Genomic DNA, 10,733 nt, shown 5'->3' with positions numbered 1-10,733 from the left:
CGGGCGGCGAGGTAGGTGGGTTGGCGGTTGGGAAGGCGGAGTTGAGCGGTCAGGTAGGTGGGGGCGGGCGGTGAGGTAGGTGGGGGCGGGCGGTGAGGTAGGTGGGGGCGGGCGGTGAGGTAGGTGGGGTTGGGCGGTGAGGTGCAGTTCGCTGGGAGGCCGATGGTCGTGGTGGTGGAGGGTCATGGAACGGCGCTCGCTGCTGCAGTGGGCCTACTCAGCCATGGAGGCGGAGGGCCTTGGCGAGGGCTGCCAGACGGTGGGGGGAGGCCAGGCCTGCGTGGTACAGGTGGAACTCCGACGCGCCGGCCTTGGTGTAGGTCCTGAGCTGGTCCGCCAGGACATCTGGGTCGGCCGGGCGGGGTGGGAGGGCCAGGACGTAGGCGCCGACTCGCTGGTCCGGGGTGGCGAGTTCCTTGAGGCGGGCCAGGCGGGCGGCGTCCGTGGCCGGGTCACCCCAGCAGTTCGCCACCAGGACGTCTGCTCCTGGTTCGCCCGACGGGAGAGGGGCGAAGGCGCCTGTGGCCCAGGGGTCCGGGTTGGCGTGCAGGGTGATGGGGACGTTGGCGGCGGTTCTCCTGGCTACGGAGATCAGGCGCTCGCGGAGGGTGGTCGATTGGGTGGCGCGGACGGTGCGTACCTCGTCGGCGAGTGGGCCGAGAGCGTCTTCGACCGTGGTGGCGGACGACTGCGGTGCCGAGGTGGTGCGGTCGATGGCGGCGCGGACGGCGGCCCTTGTCGGCTCCGGATAGAGAGGGGCGCAGTTCGTGCAGAAGCACAGGGAGAGGAGGTCGACGTCTGCGGGAGTCCAGTCCGCGCCGGACGTTTTCTCGTGGACGGTCTGGTGGCCGAAGCCCATCGGGCCGCAGGCTTCCAGGATCAGGCCGTCCGGTTCGCCTACCTCGAGGATCTCCTGGACCAGGCGCTCGCAGTACTCGATGACGTCCTCGTGGGCCGGGCACAGGGCATACGGGTACGGGTCGCCGAAGGCGTTGCGTACGACCAGGTCGGGGTTGGCGGAGCCCAGGTGCGAGTTGTGCGTGAGGACGGTCCAGGCGTGCACCTGGAGGCCGGCTGCCCTCAGGGCGTCCCTTGCTTGGAGGTAGGCGTCGGCAGGGGTCCACGTGGGGGACGCGGGGACCAGGCGAGACCAGGATGACGGGCGGATCGGGAGATAGAAGGCCGGGTAGGGCACATCGAGGACGCGGTGAGCGGGGTGGTACGGCGTGGCTGCCCTCGTTGAGTGATACATGGCTGCCAGGGCGACCGTCTGGACGCCGAGGTCTGCCAGGCGGCCGGGGGCTGATGGGTCTCCGACCACGTCCCAGGGGTAGAGGTAGGCGACGTTCATCAACGGGGTCTCCTTGCCGACGGTCATGGGTGGGTCAGTTCGCTGGAATTCGCCAGGCGGGTGGGATGTTCACGTGCAGCCGCAATTCTCCTGGCCGGTGTTCGGCAGTGGTGCACGGGGTGGCTGGCTGCGTCTGCTGTGCGGCGGCGCGTGTGTGTGGTGGTGCGGTGTTGGCCGTGTTGTGCGGCGGTGCGTGTGTGTGGTGGTGCGGTGTTGGCCGTGTTGTACGGCGATGCGTGTGTGGTGGTGCGGTGCTGACTGTGTTGTACGGCGGGTGCGTGTGTGTGGTGGTGCGGTGCTGACTGTGTTGTACGGCGGTGCGCGTGTGTGGTGATGCGGTACTGGGCGTGCTGTGCGGCGGTTTGCGTGTGCGGGTGAGGCGGCTCGCCTGGCATGGGCGTCGCGAGTGGGCGTGTTGGGCCGGTGGCGCATGGAGGTCGGTGCGCGTCTGGGTCGGCGGCAAGTGGGTGTGCGGGACGCCCTGACTATGCACGCTGTGCCCAGAGTGTGCTTGTGTGAGGTGGAGTGTCTGGCTTCGACCATCCAGGGGGCGTGCGGGGCGCCGTGAGCATGCGCGCCGGGGCCAGCGGTAGGAGTGGCATGCCGTGACCGTTCGCGCCGGGGCCGACGAAGGGAGTGGCATGCCGTGACCGTTCGCGGCGGGGCCGGCGAAGGGAGTGGCATGCCGTGACCGTTCGCGCTGGGGCCAGCGAGGGGAGTGGCATGCCGTGACCGTGCGTGCGTACCGGGGCCAGTGGGATGGAGTGGCGTGCCATGGCTGAGCGTCGCGGATGAAGGCGCTGTGACGGGGCGCATGGGGCGGAGCGGTGCGTCTGCGCCGGCCGTCGGGAACCGGACGCGCTGGGCTGTGCCGGGGCGTCCGGGCGTGGGAGTGCTTGCAGAGTGGCGGGTGCCAGTGATGTCTGGTGTGGGTGGCCGGGCGAGATCCGCTGTGGGTGGCGGGGAGTTGTTGGGAGCGGTTCACCAGCGGGGCTTCTGCGGGGAGAAGGAGGGGTCGAAGCGTTGGATGTACGAGGTGTCGTCGCGGGAGCGGATTCCGCACTTTTCGTACTGCTCGTTCATCATCGCGAGCGCGTCCCTGTCCAGCTCGACGCCCAGGCCCGGGGTGGTGGGGACTGGGACGGCGCCGTTCACGAAGCGGAGGGGGCCGGGAGCGATCACGTCCTGGCCGTCCTGCCAGGGGGTGTGGGTGTCGCAGGCGAACGTGAGGTTCGGCGTGGCGGCGGCCAGGTGGGTCATGGCGGCGAGGCTGATCCCGAGGTGGGAGTTGGAGTGCATGGACATGCCCAGGCCGAAGGTGTCGCACATGGCGGCGATGTGCGAGGAACGGACGAGGCCGCCCCAGTAGTGGTGGTCCAGGAGGAGGACGCCGATGGCGCGGGAGGCCATGGCGGGCGGGAAGTGTTCCGGGGTGACGACGCACATGTTGGTGGCCAGGGGCATGGGGACGGAAGCCGCCACCTCCGCCATGCCGTCGATGCCGGAGGTCGGGTCCTCGAGGTACTGGAGGGCGCCTTCGAGTTCTCTGCCGACGCGGATGGAGGTGGCCACCGACCAGGCGGCGTTCGGGTCGAGGCGGAGCGGGATGTCCGGGAACGCCTCGTGCAGGGCGCGGATCGCGGAGATCTCCTGGTCCGGTGGGTAGACGCCGCCCTTGAGCTTGATGGACTGGAAGCCGTACTCGTCGATCAGGAGCCTCGCCTGTTCGACGATGCCGGTTTCGTCGAGCGCGGCGCCGAACCTGTCCGGGTCGTCGCCCGGGTGGCCCGCCCACTTGTAGAAGAGGTAGGCGCTGTACGGGACCGCGTCCCTGACCGCGCCGCCCAGGAGGTCGGATACCGGGACGCCTGCCGCCTTGCCCCGGATGTCCAGGCAAGCCACCTCGAAGGGGGAGAAGACGCGGTCGATGCTCTTCTCGGCGGTGGCGGCGCCGGTGAGGCCGTGCAGGTCGTGCACGGTGCCGCTGACGAGGGCGGCGATGCGGGCGTACATCGTGTTGAGGGCGTGGACGTCGAGGCCGATCAGGGCCTGGGCGCACTCGCGGACGGCGGCGAGGTGTTCGAGGTCGCCGTAGGTCTCACCCAACCCGGTCAGGCCTTCGTCTGTGACGACCTCGACAATGGTACGGAGAGCCCATGGCTCGTGGACTCCGGCGGCGTTCAGGAGAGGCGGATCCCGGAAGGCTACGGGGGTTACGTGGATCTGCCTGATGATCATCGCATGCCGTCCATATATGTGAACGATAGCCAGATTTGTGGACAAGTAGCCGCAACTGTAAGAATCAGAATGAAGAAGTGTCAAGACTCCGAAGGGCCTTTCGATGATCTACGGACACGACCCCAGGACCGGCGAGACCGTGGGCACCGCCCTGCCCGAGACCGACACCGCCGGGGTCGATCTGATCGTTTCTGCTGCGGCCGCCGCCGGTGCGGCCTGGCGGGCGACCCCGGCCGCCGAGCGGGCCGTCGCGCTGGAGGCCGTCGCCGACGCGCTGAGCGCGCACGTGGACGAGCTGTGGCAGCTCGCCGACCAGGAGACCGCGCTCGGCGAGGTACGGCTGCGCGGCGAGGTGGCGCGTACGGCGGGGCAGTTCAGGCTCTTCGCCGAGGTGATCAGGGACGGCGGTTACCTGGAAGCCATCATCGATCACGCTGACTCTTCGCTCACGCCGCCCAGGCCGGACGTGCGCCGCATGAACCACGCGCTGCAGGGCGTGGTGGCGGTGTTCGCGGCCAGCAACTTCCCGTTCGCGTTCTCCGTGGCCGGTGGCGACACCGCCTCCGCGCTCGCCGCCGGCTGCCCCGTCGTCGTGAAGGCGCACCCCGGGCACCCGAACACGTCCGAGCGGGTGGCGAAGATCGTGCGGGAGGCGCTGCCCTACCCGGACCTGCTCGGGCTCGTCCAGGGCATGCAGGCCGGCGCCGACCTCGTGCAGCACCCGAGCGTGGTGGCGGCCGGGTTCACCGGGTCCGTGGCCGGCGGCAAGGCGATCCAGAAGCTGATCGACGAGCGCGAGGTGCCGATCCCGTTCTACGGCGAGCTCGGCAGCGTCAACCCCGTGGTCGTGCTGCCGTCCGCACCCGTGAAGGAGGTGGCGACCGGGTTCGCCGGGTCGCTGACGCTCGGCGTCGGGCAGTTCTGCACGAACCCCGGGCTCATGTTCGTGCCCGAAGGGGACGAGCTGCGGAAGGCGATCGTCGAGGCCGTCGAGGGGACGACCGGCGGGCCCATGCTCGCCGAGCGGATCAGGGACGGATACCTCGGCGGGGTCGAGCGGCTCGGGCAGTTGCAACTGCTGGCCGAAGGCAAGCCGGGGGAGGGGAGCCTGGCGGTCACGCCCAAGGTGTTCACCGCGGACCTGGAGACGTTCGCGTCGAAGCTGCCCGCCATCGGTGAGGAGTGCTTCGGGCCGGCGTCGATCGTGGTCACGTACCGGGACGTCTCGGACCTGCGGCCGGTGCTCGAGCGGCTCGAAGGGTCGCTGACGGCGACCATCCACAGCACCGACGCGGAGGAGGCCGGGGAGGTCGCCGAGGCGCTGGGCAAGACCGCCGGACGGCTCATCTGGAACGGGTGGCCGACCGGGGTGGCCGTGTGCTGGGCCATGCATCACGGTGGGCCCTGGCCTGCTGCTACGACCAGCTACACGTCTGTGGGGGCTACGGCGATCGGGCGGTGGCTGGCGCCGACCGCTTACCAGGACTGGCCTGAGTCGTTGCTGCCGGATGAGCTCAAGGACGGGAATCCGCTGGGTGTTCCGCAGAGGGTGGATGGTCGGCTTCAGGTTGGGTGAAGGAGTGGTTGGGTCGGCTGTCTGACCGGCTGACGGACTGACCGGCTGGCCGACGGTGGATGGCTGACGGCGGGCTGGGGCGATGGCGGCTCGTTGGCGGTGGCGCGGTGGTCGCCGGGCTGGCGGTGGTGCGGTGGTGGCCGGGTTGGTGGTGGCGCGGAGGTGGCTGGCTTGGTGGCGGCTGGTTGAGGTGGCACGACGGCGGCTGCTTGGTGGCGGCTGGTTGGCAGCGGTTGTCGGGTGGCTGTCAGTGACTGGCGGCGGCTGACGACGGCTGACGACGGATGGGGTCGTCGGTCTGGTGGCGCGGTGGGGTGAGTGTCTGCCCGCTCTGCGTGCTGGGTCGGCGGCACCGTGCTGTTGCATGCATGGCGCCCATGCTGAACCGCTTCGGGTTTCGTAGAGCGGCGCGGATGCGTGTTCGAGGTCCGTGAGGACGGCGGGACGAAGTCGTTCACTCACCAGTGGAACGAACCCGGGAAGCGAGATCTGGCCGGCCACGGCGGTGACGTCGAAGCCGACCACCAGGTAGGCGCCAGACCCGCCAGCCCAGGCGGCGAGGAAGGCGGCGGCGCGGATCATCCACCGGCCGCGCCGCCGGTCCGTGAGGTAGCGCTTTGGTCGTGTCCACGGGAGCGGCGGTAGGCGCGTGGGGTGGTTCCGTAGGCGTGGCGGAATCGGCGGGTGAAGTGGGCTGGGCTGGTGAAGCCCCAGGTGCGGGCGATGTCGTCGATGGTGCGGTGGGAGTGTTCAGCGGAGGCCAGGGCACGGCGGGCGCCGTCGAGGCGGCGGCCGATGATCCACTGCTCGAGGTCGATGCCGTTGTCGTCGCAGAGCCCTCGCAGCGCCTTGAGGGTGAGGTTGTGGGCGGCGGCGATCCGGGCCGGGGTGAGCTCCGGGTCGGTCAGGTGGGCACGGACGTAGGCCAGGACGCGGGTGAAGCGAGTCTGTTCGGCGATCTCGCGGCGGGCGGGGTCGGTGGTGGTGGAGGCGACGAGGGCACGCAGGAGGGCCAGGACGGTGTCGCCGAGGGCGGCGACGCCGGGCTCGGCGGCCAGGCGGTCGGCGTCGGCGTTGAGGCTGTGCAGGTGCGAGAGCAGGAGAGGGGTGATGTCGCTGTGCGGAGTGTTGGCGATCGCGGTGCGGATCACGTCATCGGGCAGGCCGAGCAGGTCGGCGTCCAGCATGAGGCCCAGGCTCTGTCCGGTGCCGGACCAGCGGCATTCCCATGGGCCGGTTGATTTGCTGGCGAGGGCGAGGTCGTGGGCGGTGAGACGGCGCTGCTGGCCGTCCCAGCCGAAGCCGCCCTGCCCGTGAGACTGGGTGAGCACCGAGACGGTGTTCCAGGAGTCCTGGCGCAGGTGCCTGAGGGTCTGCCAGTACCGCATGCCCGACCCTTGGTTGCGGAACAGGGTGACAGGGCCGAAGCGCCAGGCGGCGATGCGCTTGCGGAAGCCATGGCCCGCGTCGAGCTCGTGCTCGATGCCGCAGGTGCCGGTCTCGGCGGTCGCCACGGCGTTGAAGGCGTCGACCCGGTCGCCGGGGGGAAGGTCGTCGGTGTCGAGCAGGAGCATGTCAGTCTCCGGTGGTCGGCGCCGAGGTGGCGCGCCAGGCGCGTGGGGTGGTTCCGTAGGCTTGGCGGAACCTGCGGGTGAAGTGGGCTGGGCTGGTGAAGCCCCAGGAGCGGGCGATGGCGTCGATGGTGCGGTGGGCGTGTTCGGTGGCGGTCAGGTCGCGGCGGGCGCCGTCGAGGCGGCGGCGGATGATCCATTGCTCCAGGCTGAGGCCGCCGTCTTCGCATAAGCGGTAGAGGGAGCGCAGGGAGATGTTGTGGACGGCGGCGATCCGGGCCGGGGTGAGCTCCGGGTCGGTCAGGTGGGCTCGGATGTAGGCGAGCACCCGGACCAGGAGAGTCTCGTCGGCGATGGCACGCCGGGTGTCGGGGGGTGCGCCGACTGAGGCGACCAGAGCGCGGACGAGGGAGAGGGTCGCCTGGCCGAGATCGTTCGCGCTTGCTCCGCCGGCGACGTGGTCGCCGCCGCGGTGCAGCGCTTGCATGTGGTTGAGCAGGAGCGGGGTGATCGGGCTGTGCGAGATCTGCGGGACCGCGGTGTGGATCATGCTGTCGGGCAGCCCCACGTGGGCCGCGTCGGCCAGGAGGCAGAGCGTGGCGCCGGTCCCGCTCCAGTTGACCTCCCAGTAGCCGGCCGACTTGTTGGTGATGGCCAGGTCGCGCGGGGTCATGGCCTGCTGGTGGTCGTTCCAGATGAAGCCGCCCTTGCCGGCGGGCACAGTGATGATCGATACGGTGTTCCAGGAGTCCATCCGCAGGTGGCGCGAGGTCTGCCAGTAGCGGAAGCCGCTGCCGGAGGTGTAGTACAGGGCGAACGGCTCGAAGTGCCAGGCCTCGATGCGCTTGTTGACGTGGCCGTCGGCTCCGGGCTCGTGGTCGATGGCGCAACTGCCGGTCTCGGCCACCACGGCCTCACGGTAGGCGTCGACCCGGTCGGCGGGCGGGATGTCGTCGGTCTCAAAGAGCAGCATGGTTCTTCCCTCGCCGCCGTGCCTCACGAGGGGTGAGCCCGTAGGCGCCTCGGAATCTGCGGGTGAAGTAGCCGGGGTGGGTGAAGCCCCAGGAGCGGGCGATGGCGTCGATGGTGCGGTGGGCGTGTTCGGTGGCGGTCAGGTCGCGGCGGGCGCCGTCGAGGCGGCGGCGGATGATCCATTGCTCCAGGCTGAGGCCGCCGTCTTCGCATAAGCGGTAGAGGGAGCGCAGGGAGATGTTGTGGACGGCGGCGATCCGGGCCGGGGTGAGCTCCGGGTCGGTCAGGTGGGCCCGGATGTAGGCGAGCACCCGCACCAGGAGAGTCTCGTCGCCGATCGCGCGGCGCGTGCGGTCGTCGGTGATGACGGAGGCGATGAGGGCGCGGACCAGCGAGAGAGTCGCCTGGCCGACGTCGTCGGATCCGGCGTCGGCTGCCAGTTGGTCGGCGTCGCGGTGCAGGGTGCGGATGTGGCTCAGCACCAGCGGGGTGATGGGGCTGCGGGTGATGCGCGGCACCACGGTGTGGATCATGCTGTCGGGCAGCGCGATCTGCTCCAGGTCGATCATGAGAGCGATGTTCGAGCCGACACCGGTCCAGGTTCGTTCCCAGTAACCGGCCGACTTGGTGGCGACGACCAGATCTTTGGCGGTGAGAACCTGCTGATGATCGTTCCAGACGAACTGACCGCGGCCGTCGACCTGGGCGAGGACCGAGACGGTGTTCCAGGAGTCCATGCGCAGATGGCGTGAGGTCTGCCAGTACCGCATCCCGGTACCGGAATTGAAGTACATGGCCACGGGCCCGAACCGCCAGCCCTCCAGCCGTTTGCTCATCAGGCCGTCGGGGCCGAGCTCGTGCTCCACCCCGCAACTGCCGGTCTGGCCGAGCACGGCCGCCTCGAAGACCTCGATCCGGTCCTCGGGCCGGACGTCGGCGGTATCCAGAAGCAGCACGAATTCTCCCCCCGCGTGTGACGGACTGACAGCAGCGCTTGGCGCGATCAAAAAGGTACGGATGGGGGCAATGTCCCCCTTCCGCCGGATTCTCGCTGATCACCCGGCGTGCTGACCAGTCCCACTCGGCGAAGGCGATCACGGCGCTGTCCGGCAACGGACAAGGTCACGGCGGGTCGGTGCGGCCGACGCGCTCGTCCAGCCTGGCGTGCACAGTGCAGATCGTGGCACGCAGGGGCCAATCCGAACCCCCGTCCGCCCGTGACGATCTGTCAGCAAGCAACCAACTGGCTCGCGACCACAGGAGAGACACGATGTCTTTCGTTACCACCGCTGACGGAACCAGCATCTTCTACAAGGACTGGGGCACCGGGCAGCCCGTCGTGTTCAGCCACGGCTGGCCACTCAACGCCGACGCGTGGGACCCGCAGGCCCACGCCGTCGCCACCTCCGGCTACCGGGCGATCGCCCACGACCGGCGCGGCCACGGACGCTCGTCCCAGCCGTGGCACGGCAACGACATGGACACCTACGCCGACGACCTCGCCACCCTGATCGAGACCCTCGATCTGCGGGACGTCGTCCTGGTCGGCCACTCGACAGGCGGCGGCGAGGTCACCCGCTACATCGGCCGCCACGGCACCTCCCGGGTGGCCAAGGTGGTGCTGCTGGGCGCGGTGCCGCCGTTGATGCTCAAGACCGGGGACAACCCGCAGGGCTTGCCGATCGAAGCCTTCGACGCCATCCGAGCCGGGGTGACGGCCGACCGGTCGCAGTTCTACTACGACCTGTCCTTCCCCTTCTATGGGTTCAACCGCGAGGGCGCCCAGGTCTCCGAGGGGGTCTCCCGAGCCTTCTGGGCCCAGTCCATGCAGGTCGGCATCAAGGGGGCGCTGGACTGCATCCGCGCCTTCTCCGAGTCCGACTTCCACGAGGACCTCAGGAAGATCGACGTGCCCACCTTCATCGCCCATGGCGACGACGACCAGATCGTCCCTATCGTCGCCGCCGGACTCGAGTCCGCCAAGATCGTCAAGGATGCGCGGCTCAAGGTGTACCCCGGTGCTCCCCATGGCCTGGTGGGCGCGTTCGAGCGGGAGTTCACCGCCGACCTGCTCGCCTTCCTGGCCTCCTGACCCGCCGTGGACACCCAAGGAGTCCTCATGCGCATCTCGTCTCTCAGACGCGCTCTCATCGTCATGATCAGCGTCGCCGCCCTCATGTGCGGCTCGGGCGCCGCCCAGGCCGAATCGGGCGCCGCCCAGGCCGAATCGGGCGTCGGCCAGGCGGAGTCGGGCGTCGGCCAAGCGGAGTCGGGCGTCGGCCGTACGGCGAAACCGACCGTGGTGCTGGTGCACGGCGCGTTCGCCGACGCCTCCGGCTTCAACGACACCATCGCCCTGCTCCAGGCCGCCGGCTTCCCGACGATCGCCCCCGCCAACCCGCTGCGGGACGCCGCCGGCGACGCCGCCTACATCTCCAGTGTCCTGGCCATGATCTCCGGCCCGATCATCCTGGTCGGACATTCGTACGGCGGAGCAGTCATCACCAACGCCGCCCGTGGCCACGCGGGCGTCAAGGCCCTCGTCTACCTGGGCGCCTTCGCTCCTGATCAGGGAGAGAGCGCGCTCCAGCTCGCCACGAGCGTGACCGGCAGCCTGCTCGGCGAGGCGCTCATCACGCGGCGTTACCCGCTGCCCGACGGCACGATCCCGCCCGACGGCAGCGGCCCGGCCGACGGTTACATCGACCCCGCCAAGTTCCGGCAGGTGTTCGCCGCCGACCTGCCCGAGCACCAGACCCGGCTGATGGCCGCCACCCAGCGGCCGGGCAGCGTCGCCGGACTCGCCGGGCCCAGCGGCCCCCCAGCCTGGAAGACCATCCCCTCCTGGTATCTCATCCCGACCCAGGACAAGGTCATTCCCCCGGCCGTCCAGCGCATGATGGCCGAGCGGGCCGGCAGTCACGTGCGGGAGATCCGCTCCTCCCACGTGGTCATGATGTCCCACCCCGCCGCCGCGGTCGCCACCATCCTCGCCGCCCACGCCGGAACCCGCTGAAGGAGCCCC

General features: G+C 70.0%; 8 protein-coding genes. 3 read left to right on the top strand and 5 right to left on the bottom strand.

The features are described from left to right. Nucleotides 1-217 precede the first annotated feature (217 nt). Nucleotides 218-1,378, bottom strand: coding sequence for a glycoside hydrolase family protein (locus ABD331_RS06500; RefSeq protein ID WP_344471515.1), 1,161 nt, complete (start codon nt 1,376-1,378; stop codon nt 218-220). A 954-nt stretch (nt 1,379-2,332) separates the two neighbouring features. Beyond that, nucleotides 2,333-3,589: a glucarate dehydratase family protein gene (locus tag ABD331_RS06495; protein ID WP_344471513.1), complete on the bottom strand. Its 1,257-nt coding sequence runs from the start codon at nt 3,587-3,589 to the stop codon at nt 2,333-2,335. 103 nt (nt 3,590-3,692) lie between these two features. On the opposite strand from ABD331_RS06495, the gene ABD331_RS06490 reads away from it, so the two are divergent. Beyond that, complete coding sequence (locus ABD331_RS06490; protein WP_344471511.1) at nt 3,693-5,165, top strand: aldehyde dehydrogenase (NADP(+)); 1,473 nt, start codon at nt 3,693-3,695, stop codon at nt 5,163-5,165. A 578-nt stretch (nt 5,166-5,743) separates the two neighbouring features. Here ABD331_RS06490 and ABD331_RS06485 read toward each other — a convergent pair. Genes ABD331_RS06485 through ABD331_RS06475 form a run of 3 tightly spaced genes read right to left on the bottom strand, consistent with a single transcriptional unit; the run spans nt 5,744 to nt 8,664 of the window. Then, a complete protein-coding gene (locus tag ABD331_RS06485) occupies nt 5,744-6,739 on the bottom strand; it encodes a helix-turn-helix domain-containing protein (RefSeq protein ID WP_344471509.1) in 996 nt (331 codons plus the stop codon). Nucleotide 6,740: 1 nt separating this feature from the next. Next, entirely contained in the window at nt 6,741-7,709 is a 969-nt protein-coding gene (locus ABD331_RS06480) for a helix-turn-helix domain-containing protein (RefSeq protein WP_344471507.1), read from the bottom strand. Continuing rightward, nucleotides 7,696-8,664, bottom strand: a complete 969-nt coding sequence (locus ABD331_RS06475) for a helix-turn-helix domain-containing protein (RefSeq protein WP_344471505.1) — start codon at nt 8,662-8,664, stop codon at nt 7,696-7,698. The genes ABD331_RS06480 and ABD331_RS06475 overlap by 14 nt, the downstream gene beginning before the upstream one ends. Before the next feature lie 314 nt (nt 8,665-8,978). On the opposite strand from ABD331_RS06475, the gene ABD331_RS06470 reads away from it, so the two are divergent. Continuing rightward, nucleotides 8,979-9,800 (top strand): alpha/beta fold hydrolase, encoded by an 822-nt coding sequence (locus tag ABD331_RS06470; protein WP_344471503.1) that lies wholly within the window; start codon nt 8,979-8,981, stop codon nt 9,798-9,800. Between the two features lie 27 nt (nt 9,801-9,827). Continuing rightward, nucleotides 9,828-10,724 carry an alpha/beta hydrolase gene (locus ABD331_RS06465; RefSeq protein WP_344471501.1) on the top strand — a complete coding sequence of 299 codons (897 nt, stop codon included), beginning with the start codon at nt 9,828-9,830 and terminating at the stop codon, nt 10,722-10,724. The last annotated feature ends 9 nt before the right edge of the window (nt 10,725-10,733 follow it).

It is taken from the genome of Nonomuraea monospora (genome assembly GCF_039531895.1).
Lineage (GTDB): Bacteria > Actinomycetota > Actinomycetes > Streptosporangiales > Streptosporangiaceae > Nonomuraea > Nonomuraea monospora.
Note: the sequence above shows the minus strand (reverse complement) of the source record. Positions and strands in the feature narration are given on the sequence as shown.